This is a genomic window from Agrococcus phoenicis, assembly GCF_047302415.1.
Classification (GTDB): Bacteria; Actinomycetota; Actinomycetes; order Actinomycetales; family Microbacteriaceae; genus Agrococcus.
The window spans coordinates 2,736,309-2,760,043 of sequence record NZ_CP154854.1 but is presented as its reverse complement, the minus strand read 5'-3'; the positions used below and the strand labels follow the sequence as shown (position 1 = coordinate 2,760,043).

24 protein-coding genes are annotated in these 23,735 nt (G+C 73.1%); 14 read left to right on the top strand and 10 right to left on the bottom strand.

What is annotated here, in order from left to right; genetic code table 11:
• Positions 1–250: 250 nt before the first annotated feature.
• The 3 genes from AA0Z99_RS13310 to AA0Z99_RS13300 form a co-directional block, all read right to left on the bottom strand.
• Positions 251–1,561, bottom strand: a complete 1,311-nt coding sequence (locus tag AA0Z99_RS13310; RefSeq protein ID WP_413318140.1) for a sigma-70 family RNA polymerase sigma factor — start codon at positions 1,559–1,561, stop codon at positions 251–253.
• A 163-nt stretch (positions 1,562–1,724) separates the two neighbouring features.
• Positions 1,725–2,720 (bottom strand): ATP-grasp domain-containing protein, encoded by a 996-nt coding sequence (locus AA0Z99_RS13305; RefSeq protein ID WP_413318138.1) that lies wholly within the window; start codon positions 2,718–2,720, stop codon positions 1,725–1,727.
• A gap of 448 nt (positions 2,721–3,168) precedes the next feature.
• Positions 3,169–4,968, bottom strand: coding sequence for an Ig-like domain-containing protein (locus tag AA0Z99_RS13300; RefSeq protein ID WP_413318136.1), 1,800 nt, complete (start codon positions 4,966–4,968; stop codon positions 3,169–3,171).
• 210 nt (positions 4,969–5,178) lie between these two features.
• Between AA0Z99_RS13300 and AA0Z99_RS13295 the strand changes: the two genes are divergently transcribed.
• A complete protein-coding gene (locus tag AA0Z99_RS13295; RefSeq protein ID WP_413318133.1) occupies positions 5,179–5,550 on the top strand; it encodes a hypothetical protein in 372 nt (123 codons plus the stop codon).
• A gap of 33 nt (positions 5,551–5,583) precedes the next feature.
• Here the strand turns inward: AA0Z99_RS13295 and AA0Z99_RS13290 are convergent, their stop codons facing one another.
• The 3 genes from AA0Z99_RS13290 to AA0Z99_RS13280 form a co-directional block, all read right to left on the bottom strand.
• Entirely contained in the window at positions 5,584–6,510 is a 927-nt protein-coding gene (locus AA0Z99_RS13290; protein ID WP_413318131.1) for an AEC family transporter, read from the bottom strand.
• Between the two features lie 81 nt (positions 6,511–6,591).
• Positions 6,592–7,143 (bottom strand): orotate phosphoribosyltransferase, encoded by a 552-nt coding sequence (gene pyrE, locus AA0Z99_RS13285; protein ID WP_413318129.1) that lies wholly within the window; start codon positions 7,141–7,143, stop codon positions 6,592–6,594.
• A gap of 24 nt (positions 7,144–7,167) precedes the next feature.
• On the bottom strand, positions 7,168–7,839 hold the full coding sequence (locus AA0Z99_RS13280) for a hypothetical protein (RefSeq protein WP_413318127.1): 672 nt from the start codon (positions 7,837–7,839) through the stop codon (positions 7,168–7,170).
• Positions 7,840–7,912: 73 nt separating this feature from the next.
• Between AA0Z99_RS13280 and AA0Z99_RS13275 the strand changes: the two genes are divergently transcribed.
• Together AA0Z99_RS13275 and AA0Z99_RS13270 are read left to right on the top strand one after the other, a co-directional pair.
• Entirely contained in the window at positions 7,913–8,725 is an 813-nt protein-coding gene (locus AA0Z99_RS13275; protein WP_413318125.1) for an exodeoxyribonuclease III, read from the top strand.
• Positions 8,725–9,096: a hypothetical protein gene (locus tag AA0Z99_RS13270; protein WP_413318123.1), complete on the top strand. Its 372-nt coding sequence runs from the start codon at positions 8,725–8,727 to the stop codon at positions 9,094–9,096. Before AA0Z99_RS13275 ends, AA0Z99_RS13270 begins: the two co-directional genes overlap by 1 nt.
• Here AA0Z99_RS13270 and AA0Z99_RS13265 read toward each other — a convergent pair.
• A complete protein-coding gene (locus AA0Z99_RS13265; RefSeq protein WP_413318121.1) occupies positions 9,093–9,641 on the bottom strand; it encodes a hypothetical protein in 549 nt (182 codons plus the stop codon). The genes AA0Z99_RS13270 and AA0Z99_RS13265 overlap by 4 nt on opposite strands.
• A 287-nt stretch (positions 9,642–9,928) precedes the next feature.
• On the opposite strand from AA0Z99_RS13265, the gene AA0Z99_RS13260 reads away from it, so the two are divergent.
• Positions 9,929–11,302, top strand: a complete 1,374-nt coding sequence (locus tag AA0Z99_RS13260) for a DUF6421 family protein (protein ID WP_413318119.1) — start codon at positions 9,929–9,931, stop codon at positions 11,300–11,302.
• On the opposite strand, the gene AA0Z99_RS13255 is transcribed toward AA0Z99_RS13260, so the two are convergent.
• The gene (locus tag AA0Z99_RS13255) at positions 11,283–12,485 is read right to left on the bottom strand and encodes a VanZ family protein (RefSeq protein WP_413318117.1); all 1,203 of its coding nucleotides are present in this window, start codon (positions 12,483–12,485) and stop codon (positions 11,283–11,285) included. The two genes, AA0Z99_RS13260 and AA0Z99_RS13255, sit on opposite strands and share 20 nt — an antisense overlap.
• 153 nt (positions 12,486–12,638) lie before the next feature.
• Between AA0Z99_RS13255 and AA0Z99_RS13250 the strand changes: the two genes are divergently transcribed.
• From AA0Z99_RS13250 to AA0Z99_RS13225, 6 genes are all read left to right on the top strand, one after another.
• Positions 12,639–13,874, top strand: coding sequence for a glycosyltransferase (locus tag AA0Z99_RS13250; RefSeq protein WP_413318115.1), 1,236 nt, complete (start codon positions 12,639–12,641; stop codon positions 13,872–13,874).
• Positions 13,875–13,978: 104 nt separating this feature from the next.
• Complete coding sequence (locus tag AA0Z99_RS13245) at positions 13,979–14,620, top strand: NAD(P)-dependent oxidoreductase (RefSeq protein WP_413318113.1); 642 nt, start codon at positions 13,979–13,981, stop codon at positions 14,618–14,620.
• 76 nt (positions 14,621–14,696) lie between these two features.
• Positions 14,697–14,885: a hypothetical protein gene (locus AA0Z99_RS13240; protein ID WP_413318112.1), complete on the top strand. Its 189-nt coding sequence runs from the start codon at positions 14,697–14,699 to the stop codon at positions 14,883–14,885.
• 63 nt (positions 14,886–14,948) lie between these two features.
• The gene (locus AA0Z99_RS13235) at positions 14,949–15,464 is read left to right on the top strand and encodes a nitroreductase family deazaflavin-dependent oxidoreductase (protein ID WP_413318110.1); all 516 of its coding nucleotides are present in this window, start codon (positions 14,949–14,951) and stop codon (positions 15,462–15,464) included.
• A gap of 68 nt (positions 15,465–15,532) precedes the next feature.
• Positions 15,533–16,174, top strand: a complete 642-nt coding sequence (locus AA0Z99_RS13230) for an SDR family NAD(P)-dependent oxidoreductase (protein WP_413318108.1) — start codon at positions 15,533–15,535, stop codon at positions 16,172–16,174.
• Positions 16,175–16,187: 13 nt separating this feature from the next.
• Complete coding sequence (locus AA0Z99_RS13225; RefSeq protein WP_413318106.1) at positions 16,188–16,400, top strand: hypothetical protein; 213 nt, start codon at positions 16,188–16,190, stop codon at positions 16,398–16,400.
• Positions 16,401–16,454: 54 nt separating this feature from the next.
• Here AA0Z99_RS13225 and AA0Z99_RS13220 read toward each other — a convergent pair whose 3' ends face one another.
• Both AA0Z99_RS13220 and AA0Z99_RS13215 read right to left on the bottom strand, forming a co-directional pair.
• The gene (locus AA0Z99_RS13220) at positions 16,455–16,895 is read right to left on the bottom strand and encodes a nitroreductase family deazaflavin-dependent oxidoreductase (RefSeq protein ID WP_413318105.1); all 441 of its coding nucleotides are present in this window, start codon (positions 16,893–16,895) and stop codon (positions 16,455–16,457) included.
• 101 nt (positions 16,896–16,996) lie between these two features.
• Entirely contained in the window at positions 16,997–19,513 is a 2,517-nt protein-coding gene (locus AA0Z99_RS13215) for a DEAD/DEAH box helicase (protein ID WP_413318103.1), read from the bottom strand.
• A 57-nt stretch (positions 19,514–19,570) separates the two neighbouring features.
• Here AA0Z99_RS13215 and AA0Z99_RS13210 point away from each other — a divergent pair, with 57 nt between their 5' ends.
• The 4 genes from AA0Z99_RS13210 (at position 19,571) to AA0Z99_RS13195 (ending at position 23,688) form a co-directional block, all read left to right on the top strand.
• A complete protein-coding gene (locus tag AA0Z99_RS13210) occupies positions 19,571–21,088 on the top strand; it encodes an SDR family NAD(P)-dependent oxidoreductase (RefSeq protein ID WP_413318101.1) in 1,518 nt (505 codons plus the stop codon).
• Positions 21,089–21,098: 10 nt separating this feature from the next.
• Positions 21,099–21,332 carry a ferrous iron transport protein A gene (locus AA0Z99_RS13205; protein ID WP_413318100.1) on the top strand — a complete coding sequence of 78 codons (234 nt, stop codon included), beginning with the start codon at positions 21,099–21,101 and terminating at the stop codon, positions 21,330–21,332.
• Positions 21,333–21,718: 386 nt separating this feature from the next.
• Positions 21,719–22,303: a LapA family protein gene (locus AA0Z99_RS13200; protein WP_413318098.1), complete on the top strand. Its 585-nt coding sequence runs from the start codon at positions 21,719–21,721 to the stop codon at positions 22,301–22,303.
• A gap of 86 nt (positions 22,304–22,389) precedes the next feature.
• Complete coding sequence (locus AA0Z99_RS13195) at positions 22,390–23,688, top strand: M18 family aminopeptidase (protein WP_413318096.1); 1,299 nt, start codon at positions 22,390–22,392, stop codon at positions 23,686–23,688.
• The last annotated feature ends 47 nt before the right edge of the window (positions 23,689–23,735 follow it).

Sequence of the window (23,735 nt, the reverse complement as noted above, 5' to 3'; positions counted from 1 at the left end):
GCCCTGTCAATGCATTGCTTGCGTGCATTCCGTCCTCGACCTCGTTCCTGATGCGCGCAACTTCGCGCCTAACCGCAAGACGGGCTCAGCGCGAAATCGTGACAGCACGCAATCCGGCACGCCGCATCGCCGGGCCCGAGATACCCCGAGGCGCCTGCGCGCGGGCGGCAGCCCGACCTCTCGGCTCAAGCGGCACCCGTGGTGCTGGCCGCTGGCGCGCGAACGACCCGCGCGGTGCGGCCGCGCGGCGCTACTGCACCGAGATCGAGCCATCCGCAGTGCCGGTCACCGAGAGCGCATCGGACGCGGCGGACACCGACACCGAGTAGGCGCCGGACGCCGGGTTGCCGTCCAGCGTCTCCACCGAGAGCTGACCGGCGACAGCGCCCGCCGGCAGCTCGCAGGTGCTGCCCCCCGGCGCGTGCGAGCACGCCCAGTCAGCGGGAGCGCTCGCCACCTGCATGGAGTCCGGCAGCTCTACCGTCACGGTGACAGGTCCGCCCGCCCCTGCCCTGGGCTCGACGGCGACCGCGATGTCGGTCGTGCCGGCGCGCTCGGTCGTCGAGACCTGCATCGCGATCGGGCTCTCCACCACTGCCGGCTCGCGCTGCGCGAGCCAGATGCCGCCGGCAGCGACCGCGGCGACCGCGCTGCTGCTGAGCAGCAGTGCCGTGGTGCGTCCCACCTCGCCCGCGAAGACCCCTTTGGCGGGCGCAGCCTGCGCGGCCCCGACGGCCGCGGTACCGGCCGCGACTGCAGCCGCGCCCTTGGCCGTCGCATTCGCCATCGCTCCGCCCCCGGCGACGACGAGCGGCAGCGCCGCGAGCACCGCCGGGATCGCCTTGAAGCTCTCGAGCGCCCGCGCGCAGCGGCGGCAGCCCTCGAGGTGCGCGATCGCCTCGGGCGTCTTGGCGGCACCGTCGCGGGAGAGCTCCTCGCGGAACGGCAGGCAGCCCTCGGCGCCGAGGCGGGCGAGCATGACCGCACGCAGCTCGATCGTCAGCGCGGCGCGCGCCCTCGAGGCCTTCGCCGAGATCGTGTTGGCGCTCTGCCCGCGCTCGCCGGCGATGTCCGCCGGCTTGCGGCCGTCGACCGCCGTCTCGTGCAGCACCTTGCGCTGCTCGGGCTTCAGCCGCGCGAACGCCGCGCGCACGGCGGAGCGCTCGATGAGCAGCTCCACCGAGGGGTGGTCCTGCGGCGAGAACTCGAGGCGACGCTCCCCCACCGAGGCGTCGAGCGAGACGTTCGCCGTCTCGCGCAGCTTCCCGTGGTCGATCGCCAGGTTCCGGATGGACGTGGTGAGGTAGGCGCCGGGGTTGCTCGTCGGCCCGCCGCCCTTCGCGAGCGACTCGATGAACCGCAGCGTCGCGGTCGCGACGAGGTCGTCCGCCGGCATCGTGGGTGTCGCGCGCTGGTGGGCGACGTGGAACATGAGCGGGCGCAGGGCCTGCAGCAGCTCGCCGACGGCGAGGTTGTCACCCCGACGCGCGCGGCGGAGCAGCGTCTCGAGGTGCGCCGCGGTGGCGCGCTCGGTCCCCTCCGCTGCTCGGGGAGCCTTCATCTGCATCCAGTGCCCTTCGGTCTGTGCGGCGAAGTATACGTCGCGGTGGAGTGGCGCGCTCGGCGTCGCGCATGGCCGTCCCCGTCGCCGTTGCCGTCGCGGTCGCCGTCGCGGTGGGCCACCCGGAGGTGGAGAGCCGCCGGCGGCGTCGGCGCCCCGGCACCTACCACGAGCGCTCGATGAGCCCCGCGTCCACGAGCCGCGGCCGCCCGAACACCTCCTCGATGAGGAGGCCCACCAGTTCGGGCGCCTCCCCGGAGCTCGCGCCGAACCGGGCGTCGACCCCGAGCACCACGGGCGTGCCGTCCTCCGTGCGCCGGATGTCCAGGTCGATCGGGCCGAGCAGGCCGAGCGCCTCGACGGCGCGAGCAGCCAGGTGCTCCACATCGCGCACCTCGCCGCGCGCGCAGCGCCGGATGCCGCTGGGGTCCTCGATGCGACCCTTGCGCAGCTCGATCTCGAGCACCACGACCTCGAGCCTGCCCGTCTCCCAGGAGCGGAACGCCTGCGGTCGGTACGCAGCGCCCGGCGCGAACGACTGCACGATCGTGCCGGTGGGAAGCGACGCCCAGTCGAGCAGATCGCTCGAGTCGACCACCTGCGCGCGGCGGCCGGCGTGCGAGACTCTCGGCTTCACGACGATGGGGCCCCGGAAGCGCTCGAGCGCGGCGTTCGCGGTCGCGAGCTGCTCTGCGGGCGCGTAGTCGGGCACGCTCACGCCCGCGCGGTCGAGCGCCCACATCGTGTGCAGCGCGTCAGCGGCGACCGCGGTGGGGCCTGGCGGCGAGACGGCGAAGGGCGGCGACACCCACGGGGCGATCTGCGCCACGTTCGACCACTGGCCGTCAGCGCCGGCCATCGGGCCGAGGTCTGCGCCGAGGAGGTCGCAGAGCGCCGCGACGACGGGGAGCTCCGCAGCCACCGTCGGGATGATCAGGTCGGCGCGCACGACGCCGATGAGGTGCTGCAGGGCCGGCGTGTACGCGGGGTCGAGCGCAGCGGGCAGGCGAGCGCTCAAGCTGAGTCGCGGATCGTCGATCGCCACGGTGTCGGCGCCGATCAGCACGACCTCTTCGCCGTCGATGCGCATGCCGTGCAGCTGCGCGATGAGGGCTCGGCCCGCGGGGCCGCCGGCGCCGGTGATGAGGATGTTCTTCATCGTTCCACCTCCAGGGGGTCGAATGAGATGCGCGCGGCGACGGAGCGCTCGCTCGCAGCGAGCCGCGCCTGGCAGACGCGGCAGCCCTCGTCGGCGCAGGCACCGCAGATCGCTCGCGCGCGGGAGGGCATCGCGTCGGTCGCTGTCGTGCGTTGCATGCGGTGCGTGCTCTCCGGGATGGCTGCAGGCGGACGCATGCCGACTGCGTGACGGGTGATGGGCTGCGACGGACGAAGCGGTGGATGCACGGTCGTTTCCGGTCAGCATTCGACAGTGTGACTGCTTTTCTCTCGGAATGCCTCTATTGCATATATGCAATGCATACTCGTGACTACACAGGAACAGTTGCATGCTCACAATGCGCCCTGATCGAAATTGCAGATTTCGTCCTGGTCGTGCTGGGCTCGGTGCGACGGGTGCGCGGGGAGGCGCACCCGTCGCTCCAGCGTCAGTGGTGCTCGAGGGTCGCCGATCGGCGACGGAGCACCAGGACCGCGCCCGCCACCAGCAGCGCGACGCCCGCGACAGGCGCGACGAGCGCAGGCTCCGCGCCCGTGCGCGGCAGCTCGTGCGCGCCCGGGCCGGGGTCCGTGCCATGGCCGGGCGTCGGGTGAGCGGTCGGCGACGGCGTGGGATCCGCGCTCGGCTCGGGGCTCGGCTCCGGCGTGGGCTCAGGACTCGGCTCCGAGGTCGGCTCCGGGCTGGCGTCCGGCGTCGTGCCGTGCCACCGATCCTCGTCGTCGACGGGTGCCCCGGTCTGCACGCCGGTCGCGGCCACGGTGGCGAGGTCGGCGTGCACCGCGCCGTCTCCGAGCGCCGGCAGCGAGCCCCTGCAGTCGAAGGCTGCGCCAGGAGCCAGCACGAGCTCGCCCATGTCGACGACACCGTCCACGGAACGCACGAGCGCGCCGCCCAGGTCGGTCGCATCGCACTGGAATCCGTCGATCGCGATGCCGGTCACGACGCGGTCCGTGACCACGATGCGTGCGAGCGGCTCGATGCCCGTGTTCGTGATCGTGAACGTGATGGGCGTCGCAGCCCGGGGGTCGAGCGCGGCTCCTGGCGCGTCGTCGAAGTCGCCGGCCGGCAGCACGGCCGGCTGGAGGTCGGGACCGTCGCCCATGACGGGCGCGCCGCCCTCGAAGACGATGCCCTCCCACGAACCGGAGTACTTCTCGATGTCGATCGCGGGGCCCGAGATGCCGGTGCCGCTGCCCTCGGAGCCGAGCACGATGACCGACGCGGGGCTCTCCTCGACCTCGGTCAGGTCGTAGACCTTCTGCGCGTGGTTGACGAAGCGCTCGGGGAATCCGATCTCCCCGCCCTCGCCGTGGATCGGGCGGCCCTGCGCGTCGGTGCGGAACCTCGACTCGTACACCACGCGGAGCTGGACCTCGGTGAGCGACGTCGGCTTCTCGATCACGACGGTGAAGGAGCTGTCGGAGTCGCACTGCAGCGAGGCAGACACGCTCTCGGGCACCTCGATGTCGCCCCAGCCGGTGCCGACCGCCGAGTCGCGGGCCTCGAGCCGCCAGTCGAGCCCATCGGCGACCTGCCCGCCCTCGCAGAGGACGAGGTCGGGCGTCATGGTGTCCTGCAGCACGACGCGCGCCCAGTCGCCCGAGTGCAGCAGCACCGCCCAGACCACGTGGGGCCCGGCGGGGTCGACGAGCGAACCATCCGGGTGCTGCGCGGTCGCTGCGGCCTGATCGCCCTGGAACCAGCCGTACTTGCCGGGCGCTTCATCGCCCGGTGCGTCGACGTCGCCGTTCACGAGCACGACGGTGCCGAAGATGTCGACGGCGACCTGCTCCTGGCCGGGCGGCACGACGTCGCCGCGGAAGTCGACCCAGAAGCGGAGGTCGCCCTCGACGTCGTCGCGCCCGAGCACGAAGTCCGTGAGCGTGAGGGTGACGAGCCGGTCCGCGTCGATCTCGGCGCGCGCGATCCGCGCGCCCGACGGATCGGTCACCCAGAACGCGTCGAAGGTCTGCGCGTCGAGGGGAGCCGGCAGCTGCAGCTGCAGGGTGTCGCCCGGCTGCGCGTCATCCGGCACGCGGAAGTCGGCGCGCACCTCGACGCGCATCCAGTCCTCGTACTCGCCGCGGTCGACTCGCGGGTCGAGGATGCCGTACTCGCCGTCGTTCTCGATCAGCGCGGCGCTCGCGACGGTCGGCGCGGCGAACAGCGCGCCGACCGCCAGCAGCAGCGCGGCGACGAGCGCCGCGACCCGGGTGAAGCAGTGCACAGAAGACCCCTGTCCCTTTTCTGTCGACTCGAACTCGCGCCTGGGTGCGCATCGGTCATAGAAGCGCCAGGAAGAAGAGGAGGTCAAATGCATGTCGGCGAGTGCATTTCGGACGCAACGGCCATCCCCCCGCTCCGATGAATTCGCATTGCTGCAGAGCAATTGCCTCGTCATGGAAGCCGCGCTCAGTCGTCCCGTAGGGTCGGGAGCGTGATCCCCGACGACTGGATGCCGCACCGCCGCGCCGACGGCGAGGTCGTGGGCTTCGTGCGCGCACGCGGCGACGCGTTCCAACCGATGGACCTCTTCGGGCGACCGCTCGCGGCGGCCGGCGACTGGCTGGCCGCTGAGGAGGCGCTCGACGCGCACTCGATCGCGTGGATCGATGAGCCCTGGCTGCTCGACGAGGGCGGCGAGCAGGTGCGGGTGCGCGTCGTCGAGGTGACGCCCTCGCGCATCCGCGTGAAGCTCGAGGACTTCGGCGACCTCAGGGCGAGCGCGCGCTCGTGGGAGGTGCCGGTGCCCGAGACGGGTCGCCTGCGGCCCGCACCGCCGATGACGGAGTGGCCAGCGCGCGAGTAGCCCGCTGCTCGCACGAGCGGCCTCGCCGCGCGGCTACCCCGGCTTCAGCAACCAGGCGATCAGCAGCATCACCGGCAGCGACGCGATCGTCGTCAGCAGCACGATGTCGCGCGTGATGACGGTCGCGCGGTCGTAGCGCAGCGCGTACTGGTACATGTTCTGCGCGCTCGGCAGCGCCGCCATGACGGTGCACGCGTACACCAGCTGCTCGTCCATGCCGAAGACGAGCTTCGCCAGCAGGAACGCGGCGACCGGCATCGCGATGTTCTTGAGCACCACCGCGAGCGCCACCTCACGGCGCCCGGAGCCCGGCTGCAGCGGCCGGTCGCCGCCGAGCGAGATGCCGAAGGCGAGCAGCATGAGCGGCACCGCCGCCCCGCCGAGGATCTCCAGCGGCGCGAGCACGGGCGCCGGCAGCTGGATGTCGAGCGCCGCGACGACGGCGCCGAGCATCGCGCCGACGAGCATCGGGTTGCGCAGCGGCTGCGTGACGATGCCGATGAGCGAGGCGCGCCCAGCCGTGAGGATGTCGAGGGTCGCGAGCAGGAGGGGAGCGATGAGCAGCAGCTGCAGCAGCAGCATCGGGCCGACGAAGCCCGCATCACCGATCACGTAGATCGCGACGGGCAGCCCGATGTTGTTGACGTTGCTGTAGCCGGACGCGGTGGCGCCGAGGGCGATGCGGCTCGGATCCTTCGTGAACCACACTCGTGCGACGACCGCGTAGACGAGCGCGACGGCGACGAACGCCATCAGCGCGACGGCCAGCACGCCCGAGAAGAGCAGTCCGACGTCTGCCTCGGCGAGCACGGTGAACAGCAGCGCCGGGCTCGCGGCGAAGAACGAGGTGCGGTTGAGCACCAGCCGCCCCTCCTGCGAGACGATGCCGAAGCGAGCGAGGAGCCAGCCGACGAGGATGACGAAGCCGATGATCGCGAAGCCGATCAGCACGCCGCCCACGTGACCTCCCGCATCCGCTTGTCAGACATCCAGTCTGGCACCTGCGGCGTCGGCCAGAGCGCGCGTCGCGCGCGAGCTTCGCTACTGCGCCGCGAGGCCGAGGTCGTCGAGCGTGATGGCCGCGCGGTACTCGACGCCCGCCGCCTCGATGGCAGCCTGAGCGCCGGTCGCCCGGTCGACGATCACCGCGACCGCGACCACCTCGGCGCCCACCGCGCGCAGCGCCTCGATGGCCGCGATGGGGCTGCCGCCGGTCGTCGAGGTGTCCTCCAGCACGACGACGCGCTTGCCCTCGAGCTCCGGTCCCTCGACCTGGCGCCCGCGGCCGTGGTCCTTCGGCTGCTTGCGCACGACGAACGCGTCGATCGCGAGGTCGCGCGCGAGGCCGCGGTGCAGCACCGCGTTCGCCAGCGGATCGGCACCCATGGTGAGCCCGCCGACCGCCGCGACGTCGGGGATGTCGGCGATGAGGTCGAGCAGCACGTCGCCGATGAGCGGCGCCGCCCGGTGGTCGAGCGAGAGCTTGCGCAGGTCGATGTAGTAGCTCGCGCGCTTGCCGCTCGTGAGCACGAAGTCGCCGTGGAAGACGGCCTCGTCACGGATGAGCTGGATGAGCTGGTCGCGCGCGGTCACGCCCCCAGGCTACTTCGATCCGGCTCAGGTCGCGTCGGTCGGCGCGCTGGCGGCGCTGGCCGCGCTGACGCCGCTGGCCGCGCTCGCGCCGCTCGGGGTGGCGGGGTGCTCGGGCAGCGGCACGTAGGCGACGCGCGGCACCCGGCCCGACCAGGCCGCGAAGCGCTCGGAGCGGGTCGCATCGGCCGGCGGCTCGACCGCGGGCTGGAAGATGCCGGGCCCACGGATCGAGCCCTCGTCGGCGCGATCCCGGTACTCTTCCATCCACTCGAGCCACTCCGCGGGGAACTCGAGGTTCGAGGCGAGGCCGACGCGCACGGCGCCCCAGCGGATGTCCCACGCGTGCATCACCATGTCGAGGCCGGCGAGGGAGAGCGACGAGAAGTCGGCGTCGGCGGCCGCGTGCGCGGCGGCCCGCAATCGCGCCGAGAGCTGCTCCCACGCCTCCACCGCCTCCCAATCGCTCGAGCCCGTCGTGATCGACTGGTGGTCGGCGCTGCGGTCGTGGACCCCGAGCGCGCGGCCGAGGAGCGCCGCGCCGCCGTGCTCGGCCTGCACACCGGTGACGTGGCGCACGACGTCGGCGATCGACCACTCGCTGCATGCCGAAGGGAGCCCGAGGCGATCCGCTGCGGCCCGCGTCTCTGCGGAGAAGAGGTCGAGGGCCTGGAGGTAGCGTTCGCGCGCATTGCTCATGGTGCAATAGTGCATCAGTGTGCATCGCCGTCACGCAAGCGTGCGCGGCTCGCCCGGCCAATAGGCTCGATGCATGCGCATCGCCACCTGGAACGTGAACTCCGTGCGCGCCCGTGCGCCTCGCATCGTCGACTGGCTCGAGCGCAGCGACGTCGACGTGCTGGCCATGCAGGAGATCAAGTGCAAGACCGAGCAGTTCCCCTACGCCGCCTTCGAGGCCGCCGGGTATGAGGTGCAGGCGCACGGCCACAACCAGTGGAACGGCGTCGCCATCGCTTCGCGGCTGCCGATGACCGAGGTCGAGCGCGACTTCCCCGGCCAGCCGGGCTACGCCAACACGGGCGACCCGGTCGTGGAGGCGCGCGCCATGGCGGCGACCGTCGAGGGCGTGCGACTCTGGAGCCTGTACGTGCCCAACGGCCGCGAGCTCGCCCACGCGCACTACGGCTACAAGCTCGAGTGGCTGCGGGTGCTGACGGGACTGCTGGACGAGTGGCAGGGCCAGCCGCTCGCGCTCATGGGCGACTTCAACATCGCCCCGCTCGACACCGACGTGTGGGACGTGGGCTTCTTCGAGGGCGCGACGCACGTCTCGAAGCCTGAGCGGGAGGCGTTCGCCGCGCTGCTCGAGGCCGGGCTCGTCGACGTCGTGCGCGACCGGGCACCGGGCTACACCTACTGGGACTACAAGGCCGGCCGCTGGAACAAGGACGAGGGCATGCGGATCGACTTCGTGCTCGGCTCGCCCGAGCTCGCCGAGCTCGTCGCCCGCGCATCCATCGACCGCGACGAGCGCTCCGGCGACGCTCCGAGCGACCACGTGCCCGTCGTCGTCGACCTCGATCTCGACACCGAGCTCGACGACGACCGGCCGATGATCTTCTGATGGCGGATGCGACGGGCGCGCCAGGAGGAGCACCCCACGAGGAGTGGGAGGAGCTCGAGCCGCAGCGCGAGTGGAGCGCTGCCGATCGCTGGCGCATCGCGGCGTGGGCGCTCGTGTTCGCGAACGTGCTGGGGCTGCTGATGCTCGCTCCGGTCGGCGACGCCGCCGTGGTCGAGGCGGCGGAGGCCGCAGGCACCGATCCCGAGCCGGCCAGGCTGACCTACTGGGTCGCCGTCCTGGGCTGCGCGCTGGTCGGCTGCGCCGTGGGTGCTGCCGCCGCCGCGACGAAGCGCCGCTGGGCGATCGCCGCGCCGCTGCTCGCGGCAGCCGGCTGCTGGGCCGGCTTCGGCATCGCCCTGCTGCTGGTCTAGGCGCCGGTCGCGACTCCCCTGCCAGGAGCCGCTCCACCGCCGGCCTGCCGATCGGCGTCGGCGGATCGCGCCCGTCGCTCCCGCGCGGCGCTCGCCGCGACAGCGACGACGCCCGCGCAGCCCGCGAGCAGCCAGGCGGACATCGCGATGCCCGTCGCCTGCACGGGCACCTGCAGGACGATCAGCGGCACGGCCGCGGCGAGCGCCACGATCGCGACGACGATCGCTGCCATCGCGAAGGCGGTGCCCTCGGCGCGACGACGCGAGGCGGCGCGCACGAGCACGAGGACGCCCCAGACGAGCGCTGGCGCGATCGCCGTCTGCACCCACAGCAGCCCGAACTGGCTGACGAAGGCGGCGCTCGGCCAGCCCCACGTGCCCGTCTCGCCGATCACCGGATCGATGGCCCAGAGGAGCAGGGCGAGCAGCGTCGCGTGCAGGGCGACGGCCGCGAGCACGCGGCCTGCCGAGACGAGGACGGGCCGGCCCGGGGCCGCTCCCGGCGGCTGCGGGGCGGCGGATGCGCGCGCGAGAGGAGCGGTCATGGGGCAGACGCTACGGCTCGTCCGGGCGTCGCGCCAGGGGCATCTCCACGCATGACGGACCGCGCTCGCGCAAGGGACTTGCGGGCGACGAGCGCATCGCGCGCTGCACCGAGAACGGGCGCGAGACGCGGGTCGGGGCGCAACAAACGTGCGCGAGCGCTTCCGTACGCTGGAAACACGCGCTCCCGCCACGCAGGACCACCGTCCCGCCCGCGCTGCGCGCCCCTGCTCCCTCGACGCCATCACCGCATCCGGCACCGCGCCGGCAGACCCGCCAGGAGGCCCCCATGACGATGACCCAGGCCACCGCCGCCGACCTCCGCCAGCACCCGGCATGGCTCAGCATCAAGGCGGCCGCGACCGCCCTGCAGCCGCTGCAGTCGAAGAGCGGCGCCATCGACGACGCCGCGCACCACGAGGCCGCCCGCGGTCACGTGCACGCGCTCACCCAGGGCATCCGCGAGCTCGCTCCCGCGTTCCCCCACGACGCCGCCTACCTCGAGCAGGCCGCGATCGACTTCGAGCGCTGGGCCGAGGCCGGCTTCGGCGAGCCCGACTTCTTCGACGCCCTCGTGCGCTTCCAGCCGCAGGAGCACCGCGTGGACGGCCTGCAGCACCTCGTCGTCTTCCCCATGGTCACGCAGAACGGCTCGTCGAGCCGCCTCGTCGAGGCCGTGCTCGTGGAGGTCATCTGGCCTGAGTTCATCGCCGAGCTCGAGGCCGGGGACTACTCCAACGCGCTGTTCGTGCCGCTGCGCTTCATCGACTTCACCGCCGGCTACGACACCAACTCGGCGGTGCTGTTCCCCGAGACGGTCGCGATGCGCGAGCTGCCGACCTTCACGTGGGGCGCGATCTTCCAGGATCGGGAGGCTGCCCGCTTCCGCCGCGTCGTCGAGGCCGCCTGCGAGGTGACGAAGCTCGAGCTGCCGGCCGATGCGGCCGAGATGCTGCACGACCAGCGCCTGGCCGAGGAGACCTTCGTCATGTGGGATCTCATCCATGACCGCACCCACATGCGCGGCGACCTCCCCTTCGACCCGTTCATGATCAAGCAGCGCATGCCCTTCTTCCTCTACTCGCTGGAGGAGCTGCGCTGCGACCTGACGGCGTTCCGCGAGTCGGTCGCGATCGAGCGCCGCATCGTCGCCGACGACCGGGCGACGGATGCGGACCTCGCGCTCGCGAAGCACGCCAAGCTGGTGCAGTACGCGGTGATCTTCGACCGCATCTTCCGCTTCGCGATCACCGGCTCGCGCACCCGCAACTACGACGGGCTCGGCGGCCAGCTGCTGTTCGCGTGGCTGCACCAGCACCGCGTGCTGCACTGGACCGACACGCAGCTCGCCTTCGACTGGGACGAGGTGCCGGATGTCGTGAACGCGCTCGGCGCCGCGATCGAGGAGCTCTACTGGCGCTCGATCGACCGACCGAAGGTCGCGCACTGGCTGGCGGCCTACGATCTCGTCTCGTCGGTCGTCGAGCCGCACCCGGCATCGAAGTGGAAGGCCCGCGAGCTGCCGCTCGACGGAGCCCCGCGTCAGCTGACCGACCTGGTGATGGACGACGAGTTCCCGCTGTCGATGTTCTACGAGGCGTTCGAGAAGAAGATGCGCGACGTCATCGCCTCGACCGCAGGGATCACGGGCGAGTCGGCCTGAGCCCCGGCTGCGCCGCCGGGCGCGGGCGCGGATCCACGAGGTCCGCGCCCGCGATCGCGTAGGAGAGCCCGCGACGCTCGCGCGTCCAGAGCACCGACAGCGCTGAGAGCACCACCACGAGCGTGGCGAGGGCGAAGACCGCGCCGAGCGCGAGCACGAGGCGCTGGTCGGTCACCGCGTCCGACAAGGCGTCGGCCGCCTGGCCGACGGCGAAGGCACCCATGCCGGTGAGCGCGCGCACCAGGCGGCGCGCCGCGGTGCCACGCACGCCGACGGCGACGCCCTCGCTCGCCTCGTCGGGAGCTCCCGCGGCGCCGGCCGCGCCGCGCCACCGCGGCTCCAGCCACATGGCGCGCTGGCCCGGGGAGGCGCCGGAGCCCTGCAGCGCCGCCACCACGAAGACCACGAGCGGCGCGAGGCCGACCAGGAGCGCCTCCGGGACGCTCGGTGCTGCGATCGTCGCGCGGTCGCCGCTCAGCAGCAGCTGCGCGACCCGCACGGCGATGCCGAGCAGCGTCGAGATGGCGCCGTACAGCACGACGTCGATGAGCATCGCGAGCCAGCGGCGCCAGACCGTCACCGGTCGCGCGAAGCCGCGCTCCCGCTCGAGGCGCGCTGCGCTCGGCATCCACCACAGCAGCAGCGGCGCGATCAGGGCGCCGATGAGCGCGCCGAGCGTGTTGGCGAGCAGGTCGTCGACGTCGGCGACGCGGAACGCGCACGGGTAGATCCCGAAGATGCCGGTGAGCTGCGTCGTCTCGATCAGCAGCGAGACGGCCGCGCCGATGAGCGTGGAGACGACGATGCCGCGATGCCAGTAGCGGCGCGCGATGACGCCGAGCGGCACGAACAGCGCCACGTTGTAGACCACCTGCAGCGTCGCGCGCGACGTCAGCACGCCGGTGATGCTCAGCCCCTCGGTCTCGCGGGCGATGTCGTCGAACGAGTGCAGCGGCACCCACTGCGCCGGCGAGCACTGCTCGATCACCTGCGGCAGCGGCAGGAACGTGTAGGCCGCGAGCGCCACGGCGTAGACGCTCACCGCCGCTGCGCCGAGGGTGCGGGCGACGCTGACGCGCCCGTAGCGGCGCGACTGCACCACCACGATCGGCACGAGCACGGCGAAGAACAGCAGGCCGCCGCCGAGGAGGCCGACGAAGGCGGGGAAGGTCCATCCAGTCACCTGCTCGACGCTAGTGCTGCGCGAGCGGGGCGATCGTCGATCGCGCGGATGCATCGTCTCCGTCGAAAGGATGACGCGACGGTCTCGAGCGCCCGGTTACAGTGACCGCAAGGGCACAGGCGCAGCGGTGCGGCCCCCGTCAGGAGTCACGCCATGGCGACGATCGCGGCCTACACGAGCCCCGCACTGGGCCACGTGCTGCCCTTCGCCGGCGTGCTCCGGGAGCTGCGGCGGCGCGGCCACAGCATCCGGCTGCGCACCATGACGAGCCAGGCCGGGCGGATGCGCGACCTCGGCTTCGACGCGGACGGCGTCGACGAGCGGGTCGAGGCGATCGCGCTGGACGACGGCGACGGCCGGCGCGTGCGCGAGACCGTGCAGCGGACGAGCCAGGCGCACTGCCGGCGCGCGCGCCACGAGGCGATCGACCTGCAGGCCGTGCTCGACGAGGCGCGGCCCGATCTGCTGCTCACCGACATCAGCGCATGGGGCGCGGCGGCGGTCGCCGAGCGCAGCGGGCTGCCGTGGGTGTCGCTCGCGACGCACCCGCCCTCGGTGCGCTCGCGGGGCTGCCCGCCCTACGGCTCGGGGCTGCGGCCGGCTCGGGGCATCGGCGGCCGACTGCGCGACGCTGCCCTCACCGCCGCGGTGCACGAGCCCGCGATGCGCGCGATGATGCCGCACCTGAACGCGATGCGGCGCGAGGTCGCGGGGCTGCCGCCGGTGCGCTCGTACGACGCGATGGTGCGCAAGGCGCCGCTCACCCTCGTGACGACCGCCGAGCCGCTCGAGTACCCGCACACCGATTGGGGCCCGCAGCTGCGGCTGGTGGGGCCGACCGCGTGGGAGCCCGCGGCACCGGCGCCGGCGTGGCTCGCGCGCCTCGCGCATCCGATCGTGCTCGTGGCGACGGCCACCGCCTATCGCGGCGACACCGAGCTCGTGCGCACGGCCCTGGCCGCGCTCGCCGGCGAGCCGGTGACGGTGGTCGTGACGATGGGCGAGGGCGCGGCCGCGGAGCTCCCTGTGCCGCGCAACGCCCGCATCGAGCGGTTCTTGCCGCACGGGCTGCTGCTCGAGCGCGCGAGCGTCGCGATCACCCACGGTGGGCTCGGCGTGACGCAGAAGGCGCTCGCGCACCGCGTGCCGGTGGTCGCCGTGCCGGCCGGGCGCGACCAGGTGGAGGTGGCGGCGCGCGTGCGGCACGCGGGCGCCGGCGTGCGGCTCGACCCCGAGCGGCTGACGCCGGCGCGCCTGCGCGATGCGGTGCGGAAGGCCAGGGGCATGCGCGAGGGCGTCGATGCGGTCGCTGCCGGCCTCGCGGCAGCCGGCGGGGCGCCGAGGGCCGCCGACCTCATCGAGGAGCAGCTCGCGGCGCAGCAGCGCTGACCTGCGCCGTCGCGCTGCGAGGAGGTGCCGCGGAATGCCCTGCCTTCGGCGCGGGTTGCCCAGAGCGGGACGACCATCAGCAGCACGACGACGGAGGAGACGACATGGCCAAGATCACGGTGCTCGGCGCGACAGGGTTCGCAGGCAGCCACATCGCAGCAGAGGCGGCAGCGCGCGGCCACCAGGTCACCCTGGTCTCGCGATCGCAGCCCGACGACGCACCGGCGGGCGCGCGCGTGCTGCAGGGCTCGGTGCTCGATGGCGAGCTGCTCGCCCAGGCGCTCGACGGCGCCGATGCCGTCGTGGGCGCGCTGTCGCCGCGCGGCGACATGCAGGGCGAGGTGGCGGATGCGTACGCCGACATCGCGAGCAGGCTCGCCGGCGGATCGACGCGGTTCATCATCGTCGGCGGCTTCGGGTCGCTGAAGGACGAGCAGGGCGAGCGCATCGTCGAGACCGATGCCTTCGCACCCGAGTACAAGGACGAGGCGCGCGAGCTGTTCTCGGCCTACGAGCGCGTCAGCGCCGTCGACGACGTCGACTGGACGTACGTGTCGCCGGCGGGCACCTTCGGCAGCTACGTGCCCGATCAGACCCGACGCGGCGAGTACCGCACGGGCGGCGACACCCCGCTCGTCACGGACGGCGGCGGTTCGCTGATCTCGGGCGCCGACTTCGCCCTCGCGGTCGTGGACACGATCGAGTCCGGCGAGCACCGACGCGCCCACGTGCACTTCGCCTACTGACGCGCAGGGCCGCGGGCCGCTGGACGCGCGACCGCATGCTCTGCCGCCTCCCAGCCCAGCCTGGCACCGTGGGGCCATGGCTATCGAATGGATCCCCGACTACGGCGAGCTGCTCAAGCGCGGCGTGACCATCCCGCTCGAGGGCACCGAGGACGACGCGGTCGCCGCGGTCATGCAGCTGCTCGACGCAGGCGGTCCGCTCCCCTCCCACACCGACGTGCGCCAGCTGGTGCAGGATGCCCGCGCGGGCTACCAGGGAGGTTGATCCCTGCCGCCGCGCGCGAGCCGGCGGAGCCCGTGAGCCGCGCTCCGCGGTGACGGCCAGCACGTGACGCACCCGCTGCGCCGCGTGCTGCGCCGCATCCTCGCGCCGGTGTCGCGCACGCGCGCCTTCCGCCGCATCGGGCCGCGCGCCATGCCGGTCGCCGAGCGCATCGCGTCGCGGCTGAGCGGCGGACGCCTGGTGGTCTCGGACATCCTGGTGCCCTCGCTGGTGCTCCACAGCCGTGGCGCGAAGACCGGGGAGCCGCGACGCTCCGAGCTCATGTTCACGCCCGACGGCGCCGGCGGAGCGATCGTCGCCGGCACGAGCTTCGCACGCGAGCGGCACCCGGGATGGACGGCGAACCTGCTCGCCCACCCCGATGCCGAGGTCGTGGTGCGGGGCGCGCGCTTCCCGGTGCGCGCGACGCGCGTCACGGCGGCGGAGCGGGATTCGGCGTGGGCCCGCATCGAGGCCCAGTGGCCGGGCTATCGGCAGTACGAGCGCGACTCGGGCCGCACCGTGCGCCTGTTCAGGCTCACCACGGATGCGGTGCCCTCGCCGTTCCGCGAGCGCCACTAGGGCGCCGACGGCCGCCCGCGGGCCCGCGGGGCGCGACGAGGATCAGCCCCGCACGGCACACTGGGTGCATGCGCATCCTCATCGCCGGTGCCACCAGCGCGCTCGGCCACGCCACCGCATCCGCCCTGCTCGACGCGGGCCACCACGTCATCGCCGTGGGGTCGAACGCCGATCGGCTGGGGCTCGTCGACGCGACCGAGCACTTCGAGTGCGACCTCACCGACATGGCGGCCGTCGAGCAGCTCGCGACCGAGGTGGGCGAGCTCGACGGCCTGCTGCACCTCGTCGGCGGCTGGCGCGGCGGCGGTGGGCTCGCAGGCCAGAGCGACGACGACTGGGCGTGGCTCGAGGCGCGCGTGGTCGGCACGCTCCGCAACACGACGAGGGCGTTCGCCGAGGCGATCGGGCGGTCGGAGGCCGGGGTCATCGCGATCGTGTCGTCGACCGGCGTCCAGCGGCCCACCGCCGGCAACGCGAACTACGTGGCGCTGAAGGCGGCGGCAGAGGCGTGGTTGGCAGCCGTCGGACACGCGCTGCGAGCGACGCCGGCGCGCACCGTCGCGCATCGCGTCACGGCGCTCGTCTCCGATGCCGATCGCGCAGCGCAGCCCGACCGGGAGTTCGCCGGAGCCACCGACGTCGTGGACCTCGCCGAGACGCTCGCCGCCGAGTTCGCCGCGCCAGCCGCCTCGCCGAGCAGCGGCGGATGACGGGCCGCGCAGCATGAGCGGCTTCCGCCCTCGACCGGCCAGCACGGCCTGGATGCTCATCGGCCTCGTGGCGCTGGTGCTGCTGCTGACCGGCACGATCCTGCCTCGCCTGCTCAGCGCGATCGTCTTCGCCATCGCCGTCGTCGCCTACCTCCGCTCCGGCACCGGTCGCGAGGGCGCGGAGCGCGGCGGCGACGAGCGCCCGCGCACCCCGCACGCCGACTGAGGGCTGCTCGACCGGCTGAGGGCTGCGCCCAGCAGGTCGGCTGCCCGCCGAGCGCTACTCGGTCATGCGCTCGAGCACGAAGACGGGGATGAGGCGGTCGGTCTTCTCCTGGTAGTCGGCGTAGTCCGGGTACGCGGCGACCGCGCGCTCCCACCACGTCGCGCGCTCGTCGCCCGTGACCTCGCGCGCCAGGTAGTCGTGCTTCTCCGCACCGTCCTGCAGCTCGACGTGCGGCTGCTGCTTGAGGTTGTAGTACCAGACGGGGTGCTTCGGCGCACCGCCGAGCGAGGCGACAGCGGCGTAGGCGCCCTCGTGCTCGACGCGCATGAGCGGCGTCTTGCGCAGCTTGCCGCTCTGCGCGCCCACGCTCGTCAGCAGGATGATCGGCATCCCGCGCATCGTGTTCGCCTCAGCGCCGTTCGACGCCTCGAACTGCTCAGCCTGGTCGCGCGCCCACTCGGACGTGCTCGGTGCGTACTCGCCTTCCAGCGGCATGGTGCTCCTTCGGTCGACCTCGACCGTAGCGCGCCGAGGTGTCCGCAGTCGCTCCGACGCCTGAGCTCGGCAGGCGCTGCAGGTCTGCGCCGCTGCCGCGACTAGAGCCGGCCGACCCGGGTGACCTGGACGACCGCGGTGCCCGCCTCTGCAGAGGCGGCGAGGTCGATGGTCGCCCAGATGCGCCAGTCGTGGTCGCCTGCCGGGTCGGCGAGGATCTGCTGCGCCTGCCACGCCGACGGCCCCTCGTCGATGACGAGCATGCGCGAGCTGCGGGCATCCGCCCCCGTGCCCATCGTCTCGTGCTCGTCGTAGTAGGCGTCGAGGGCGTCGCCCCAGGCATCCGCCCCGAACCCCGGGTCGAGCTCGCCGAGCGCCTCGTGGCGGTCGAGCGCCGCCAGCTGCACGCGCCGGAACAGCTCGTTGCGCACCAGCGTGCGGAACGCCCGCGGGTTGGCGACCACGCTCGGCGGCGGCGGTGGCGCGATCGGCGCCTCGCCCGGCGCGGTGGGGTGCATGAGCTCCTCCCACTCGTCGAGCAGGCTCGAGTCCACCTGCCGCACGACCTCGCCGAGCCACTCGATGATGTCGAGCAGATCCTCGCTCTTCGCCTCGTCCGGCACGGTCTGCCGCACCGCCCGGTAGGCGTCCGAGAGGTAGCGCAGCACGAGCCCCTCGCTGCGCGCGAGCCCGTAGTGCTGCGTGTAGTCGGCGAACGTCATCGCCCGCTCCCACATGTCGCGCACGACCGACTTCGGCGAGAGCGCGAAGTCGCCCACCCACGGCTGCGACGAGGCGAAGACCGCGAGCGCCTCCGTCAGCAGCTCCTCGAGCGGCTTCGGATGCGTGACCGCCTCGAGCAGCTCCATGCGCTGGTCGTACTCGATGCCCTCCGCCTTCATCGCCGCGACCGCCTCGCCGCGCGCGAGGAACTGCTGCTGCGACAGGATCGGCCGCGGGTCGTCGAGCGTCGACTCGATGACCGAGATCACGTCGAGCGGGTGGGTCGGGTCGGCCGGGTCGAGCACGTCGATGACCTCGAGCGCGAAGGGCGAGAGCGGCTGGTTGAGCGCGAAGTTCGCCTGCAGGTCGACCGTGAGGCGGATGAGCGGCGGCCCGTCGGGGTTCGCCGGATCCACGTGCTGCTCGACGACGCCGGCCGTGCGCAGCGTGCGGTACATCGCGAGCGCGCGCCGCATCAGCGCGAGCTGCGAGCGTCGCGGCTCGTGCGAGGACTCGATCAAGTCGCGCATCTCGGTGAACGCGTCGCCGCCCCGGCCGATGACGTTGAGCAACATCGAGTGGCTCACCTGCATCTGCGACACGAGCGGCTCGGGCTCGGCGTCGATCAGCTTCTCGAACGACGGCTTGCCCCAGGAGACGAAGCCCTCCGGCGCCTTCTTGCGCACGAGCTTCCGCCGCGCCTTCGCATCGTCGCCGGCCTTCGCGAGCATCTTCGCGTTCTCGGCCTCGTGCTCGGGCGCCTGCACCACCACCGTGCCGGCCGTGTCGTAGCCGGCGCGGCCCGCGCGCCCCGCGACCTGGTGGAACTCGCGCGCCGTGAGCTGCCGCATCCGCTGCCCGTCGAACTTCGTCAGGCCGGTGAGCAGCACGGTGCGGATGGGCACGTTGATGCCGACGCCGAGCGTGTCGGTGCCGCAGATGACGCGCAGCAGCCCCTGCTGCGCGAGCTGCTCGACGAGGCGGCGATACTTCGGCAGCATGCCAGCGTGGTGCACGCCGATGCCGGAGCGCACGAGCCGCGAGAGGGTCTTGCCGAACGTCGTCGTGAAGCGGAACTCGCCGATCGCCGCCGCGATCTCGTCGCGCTGCTCGCGGCTGACGATCTTCACCGACGAGAGCGCCTGCGCGCGCTCGAGCGCCGCCGCCTGCGCGAAGTGCACGATGTAGACGGGCGCCTGGTTCGTCGCCAGCAGCTCCTCGATCGTCTCGTGCACGGGCGTCATCGCATAGCTGTACGACAGCGGCACGGGCCGCTCGACGCCCGTGACGGATGCGGTCTCGCGGCCCGTGCGCCGGCTCAGGTCGTCGGCGATGGGCGTCGTGTCGCCGAGCGTGGCCGACATCAGGATGCACTGCGCCCGCGGCAGCGTCAGCAGCGGCACCTGCCACGCCCACCCGCGCTGCGGATCCGCGTAGTAGTGGAACTCATCCATCACCACCTGGCCGACGTCGGCGTCGGCGCCGCCCCGCAGCGCCAGGTTCGCGAGGATCTCGGCGGTGCAGCAGATGATCGGGGCGTCGGGGTTGACGGAGGAGTCGCCCGTCACCATCCCGACCTGCTCGGCGCCGAAGACCTCGACCAGGGCGAAGAACTTCTCGCTCACGAGCGCCTTGATGGGCGCCGTGTAGAAGGAGCGCCGCCCCTGCGCGAGCGCAGCGAAGTGCGCGCCGGTCGCGACGAGCGACTTGCCGGTGCCCGTCGGGGTCGAGAGGATCACGTTGGATCCCGTGACGATCTCGAGCAGCGACTCCTCCTGCGCGGGGTAGAGCGTGAGCCCGCGCTCGGCGGCCCAGGCCTCGAAGGCGTCGAAGGCGGCGTCGGGATCCCAGGCGCCGGATTCCCGGAGCCGCACGGCGTGGTCGAAGAGGGTCATCCCCTCGAGTCTGTCGCACGCTTCCCCCAGGCGCCGCGCCGCTCGGTAGGATCTCCTGTGCTCCCCCATCCTCCGGCTCCCTCCGGCGCGCCCGCCGACGAGCCACCAGCCGAGCCCTCGACGCTCTCCGCCGCTGACGTCGAGACCACGCTCCGCGTGCTCGCGACCCTCCACGAGATGGATCGCGACGACCCGCACTACGTCGCCGTGCGACAGGCGACCGCGAACATGTTCAAGGAGGTCAAGCTCGCGAGCCGCAAGGCCAAGCACGCGCGCATCCAGGCCGCCGACAAGGCCGTGATCGCCGCGACCGCCACCGGTGCGCCCGACCGCATCGACGACGAGACGCGCGGCGTGCCGCTCGCGACCCGCGCATCCGCCCCCACTGCCGGCACGCTGCTGCGCTCGCGCGGCTGCTACATCTGCAAGCAGCAGTACACGCTCGTCGACGCGTTCTACCACCAGCTCTGCCCGGCGTGCGCGGCGCTCAGCCACGCGAAGCGCGAGGCCCGCACCGACCTCACCGGCAAGCGCGCGCTGCTGACGGGCGGCCGCGCCAAGATCGGCATGCACATCGCGCTGCGCCTGCTGCGCGACGGCGCCCACACGACGATCACGACGCGGTTCCCGCGGGATGCGGTGCGGCGCTTCTCGTCGCTCGAGGACTCGTCGGAGTGGCTCGGCAGGCTCAAGGTCGTGGGCATCGACCTGCGCGACCCGGCGCAGGTCGTTGCGCTCGCGGAGGACGTCGCGGCGGCCGGCCCGCTCGACATCCTCATCAACAACGCCGCGCAGACCGTGCGGCGCTCGCCCGGCGCCTACGCGCCGCTCGTCGACGCCGAGAGCGCGCCGCTGCCCGAGGTCGCGCCGCACGGCGGCCCGATGCCGGAGCTCGTGACCTTCGGGCACACGAACGACGCGCATCCGCTCGCCCTCGCCGCCTCGGTGGCGAGCCACCCGATCCTCGCGAGCGCCGCCTCCACGGCCGACGAGCTGACCGCGCAGGCGATGGCCGCCGGCTCCAGCTCGCTCGAGCGGCTCGCCGCCGGCACCGCGATCGACGCGGGCGGCCTGCTGCCCGACGAGGAGCACGTCAACAGCTGGACCCAGCACGTCGACCAGGTCGAGCCGCTCGAGATGCTCGAGGTGCAGCTGGCGAACATGACGGCGCCGTTCCTGCTGGTGTCGAAGCTGCGGCCCTCGATGGCCGCCTCGACCGCGCGCCGCACGTACATCGTGAACGTCTCGGCGATGGAGGGGGTCTTCGGCCGCGGCTACAAGGGCCCCGGCCACCCGCACACGAACATGGCGAAGGCGGCGCTGAACATGCTCACCCGCACGAGCGCGCGCGAGATGTTCGAGACCGATCGCATCCTCATGACCGCCGTCGACACCGGCTGGATCACCGACGAGCGCCCGCACTTCACGAAGGTGCGGCTCGCCGAGGAGGGCTTCCACGCCCCGCTCGACCTCGTCGACGGCGCCGCCCGCGTCTACGACCCGATCGTGCGCGGCGAGGCGGGCGAGGATCTCTTCGGCATCTTCCTGAAGGACTACGCCAAGGGCGCGTGGTGAGGCAGCGCCGATGAGGGCGAGCGAGCTGCGCGCGCTGCCCGTCGGCACGCGCCTGGTGGTGCGCTACCGCTTGCACGAGGGGCCGCACGGGGCGACGGATGCGCTCGGCGAGCTGGACTCGGTCGACGCGCGCACGTGCACCCTCCGCACGCGCCGCGGCGAGGTCGTCATCGCGATCGCCGACATCGTCGCCGCCAAGCGGGTGCCGCCGCCGCCCGCGCCGCGACCTCGCGCAGGCGCGTAGCCGGCTCCGCGCCGCCACCACAGCCGTCCCCGCGCTGCGACCCGTGACGCTCAACCGGCGGAGCCGACGCTCGACCGGATAGTCCGCTCGCCCTGCCGCCACACCGGTTGAGCGTCGCTCAGGCTCGCCTCATGGGATCGGCAGGGTCCGGTGAAGCGGGCGCGATCGCGCATACGCTGCAGCCAGCCCGGGAGGGTGCTCGCGCTGGTCCGACCGAGGTCGGCGACTGCGGCGACGCACAGCACCGCTCGGGCACGCGGGTGGAGCTGCGGCGGCGACGACGGGGAGCGCCGCCGCGGCCCGCCCTGCGCGCGGCTCCGCCGATCGTCAGGTTGCAGGACTAGCGTGAGCGGCCAGGACGACCCGCGACGAAGGAGCGATCCGTCATGACCGACACCTCTGAGCCGAACCGGCGCTCGCGAGACCTCGACGCCGACGACGCGCACCGAGCCACCCCCTCCGACGAGCCGTACGCGCCGACCGCGGGCACCGCATCCGACCCCGACCGCCTCGACGCCGAGCGCGGCCGCAGCGAGCGCGTCGGCACCGACCGAGTCGGCACCGGCTCGACCGCCGCGACGCCCACTGCCGTGCAGCCGCAGGCGGCGGATGCGCGCACGGCCGAGCGCGCCGCCGAGCCTCGCATCGTCAAGACCGACCCGGCGCTCGACGGTCACCAGCGGCAGGGCGTGACGGGCGCGACGTGGATCGCGCTGATCCTCGGCACGGTCATCCTGATCCTGCTGCTCATCTTCATCCTGCAGAACAACGTGCCGGCCGACTTCGCCTACTTCGGGTTCGCGTTCTCGCTGCCGCTCGGCATCGCGATGCTGTTCGCCGCGATCGCGGGCGTGCTCATCACCGCGCTGCTGGGATCGGTGCGGCTGTTCAAGCTGAGCCGGCGGGTGCGCAGGCTCGAGCGCGAGCGCGCGACGATCAAGCAGGCCATCGCCGACACCTCGGGGCGCTGACCCGAGCCCTCGAGGGCTTCCCGACCGGTCGGGGATGCGCGGCGGGCGGCGCCGATACGATCGGAGGCCCGTCCCATGGAGGTTCCGTGCCCACCGAGTCCGTCTCCCACGCCGAGGATCTCGCCGACTTCGTCGACGCATCCCCCTCGAGCTACCACGCGGCCGCCGAGGTCGCCCGACGCCTGCAGGGCGCGGGCTTCGCCGCGCTCGACGAGACGGATGCGTGGCCCGAGACCCCGGGCAGCTACCTGGTGGTGCGCGACGGCGCGGTCATCGCGTGGGTCGTGCCGGAGCGGGCGACGGCGACGACGCCGGTGCGCGTGTTCGGCGCGCACAGCGACTCGCCGGGCTTCAAGCTCAAGCCGAAGCCGACGACCGGCTCGCACGGCTGGCTGCAGGCCGGGGTCGAGGTCTACGGCGGCCCGCTGCTGAACTCGTGGCTCGACCGCGAGCTGCGCCTCGCCGGCCGCCTGGTGCTCGACGACGGCACCCAGGTGCTCACCGACACCGGCGCGCTGCTGCGCCTGCCGCAGCTCGCGATCCACCTCGACCGCGAGGCCAACGAGCGCTTCGCCCTCGACAAGCAGGCGCACACGCAGCCGGTCTGGGGGCTCGCCGAGACGGCGGGCGCTCCCGCGTCCGCCGATCTGCTGGCCGAGCTAGCCGCATCCGCCGGCGGCGACGCCGTCGACCCCGGGCGCATCCGCGGCTTCGACGTCGTGACCGCCGACGCCGCGCGCGGCCGGGTCTTCGGCAAGGGAGACGTGCTCTTCGCGAGCGGCCGCCTCGACGACCTCGCGAGCGTGCACGCGGGCGTCGTCGCCATGGTGGCCGCCGCCGAGGGCTTCGAGGGCGACCACATCCCGCTGCTCGCCGTCTTCGACCACGAGGAGATCGGCTCGACCACCCGCTCGGGCGCGGCGGGGCCGTTCCTGGAGGACGTGCTCGAGCGCATCGGCCTCGCGCTCGGGGCGGATCGGGCGGAGCGGATGCGCGCGCTCGCGTCGTCGTGGTGCGTCTCGAGCGACGTCGGGCACTCGGTGCACCCGAACTTCGCGGGCAAGCACGACCCGGTCGTGCAGCCGGTGCTCGGCTCGGGCCCGATCCTGAAGATCAACGCGAACCAGCGGTACGCGACCGACGGCGCGGGCGCCGCGGCGTGGCACGGCTGGTGCGGGGCCGCTGGGATCCGGAGCCAGGAGTTCGTCTCGAACAACACCGTGCCCTGCGGCTCGACGATCGGCCCGATCACGGCGACGCGGCTCGGCATCCGCACGGTCGACGTGGGCATCCCGATCCTGTCGATGCACTCGGCGCGCGAGCTGGCGGGCGTGAGCGACCTCTTCGACCTGACGCGGGTGGCGGAGGCGTTCTTCCGCGGGTAGCGGCGCTCTTCCGCGGGTAGCGCCCTCGGGCCGGGATGCTGCCGCGT

What these genes read in the sequence shown, in the direction of transcription:
- AA0Z99_RS13250 (WP_413318115.1), top strand. Translation starts at nt 12,639, where the DNA reads ATGGCGACGATCGCGGCCTACACGAGCCCCGCACTGGGCCACGTGCTG.
- AA0Z99_RS13230 (WP_413318108.1), top strand. Translation starts at nt 15,533, where the DNA reads ATGCGCATCCTCATCGCCGGTGCCACCAGCGCGCTCGGCCACGCCACC.
- AA0Z99_RS13205 (WP_413318100.1), top strand. Translation starts at nt 21,099, where the DNA reads ATGAGGGCGAGCGAGCTGCGCGCGCTGCCCGTCGGCACGCGCCTGGTG.
- AA0Z99_RS13310 (WP_413318140.1), bottom strand. Translation starts at nt 1,561, where the DNA reads ATGAAGGCTCCCCGAGCAGCGGAGGGGACCGAGCGCGCCACCGCGGCG.
- AA0Z99_RS13280 (WP_413318127.1), bottom strand. Translation starts at nt 7,839, where the DNA reads ATGAGCAATGCGCGCGAACGCTACCTCCAGGCCCTCGACCTCTTCTCC.
- AA0Z99_RS13275 (WP_413318125.1), top strand. Translation starts at nt 7,913, where the DNA reads ATGCGCATCGCCACCTGGAACGTGAACTCCGTGCGCGCCCGTGCGCCT.
- AA0Z99_RS13245 (WP_413318113.1), top strand. Translation starts at nt 13,979, where the DNA reads ATGGCCAAGATCACGGTGCTCGGCGCGACAGGGTTCGCAGGCAGCCAC.
- AA0Z99_RS13220 (WP_413318105.1), bottom strand. Translation starts at nt 16,895, where the DNA reads ATGCCGCTGGAAGGCGAGTACGCACCGAGCACGTCCGAGTGGGCGCGC.
- AA0Z99_RS13265 (WP_413318121.1), bottom strand. Translation starts at nt 9,641, where the DNA reads ATGACCGCTCCTCTCGCGCGCGCATCCGCCGCCCCGCAGCCGCCGGGA.
- AA0Z99_RS13260 (WP_413318119.1), top strand. Translation starts at nt 9,929, where the DNA reads ATGACGATGACCCAGGCCACCGCCGCCGACCTCCGCCAGCACCCGGCA.
- AA0Z99_RS13270 (WP_413318123.1), top strand. Translation starts at nt 8,725, where the DNA reads ATGGCGGATGCGACGGGCGCGCCAGGAGGAGCACCCCACGAGGAGTGG.
- AA0Z99_RS13200 (WP_413318098.1), top strand. Translation starts at nt 21,719, where the DNA reads ATGACCGACACCTCTGAGCCGAACCGGCGCTCGCGAGACCTCGACGCC.
- AA0Z99_RS13225 (WP_413318106.1), top strand. Translation starts at nt 16,188, where the DNA reads ATGAGCGGCTTCCGCCCTCGACCGGCCAGCACGGCCTGGATGCTCATC.
- AA0Z99_RS13240 (WP_413318112.1), top strand. Translation starts at nt 14,697, where the DNA reads ATGGCTATCGAATGGATCCCCGACTACGGCGAGCTGCTCAAGCGCGGC.
- AA0Z99_RS13215 (WP_413318103.1), bottom strand. Translation starts at nt 19,513, where the DNA reads ATGACCCTCTTCGACCACGCCGTGCGGCTCCGGGAATCCGGCGCCTGG.
- AA0Z99_RS13305 (WP_413318138.1), bottom strand. Translation starts at nt 2,720, where the DNA reads ATGAAGAACATCCTCATCACCGGCGCCGGCGGCCCCGCGGGCCGAGCC.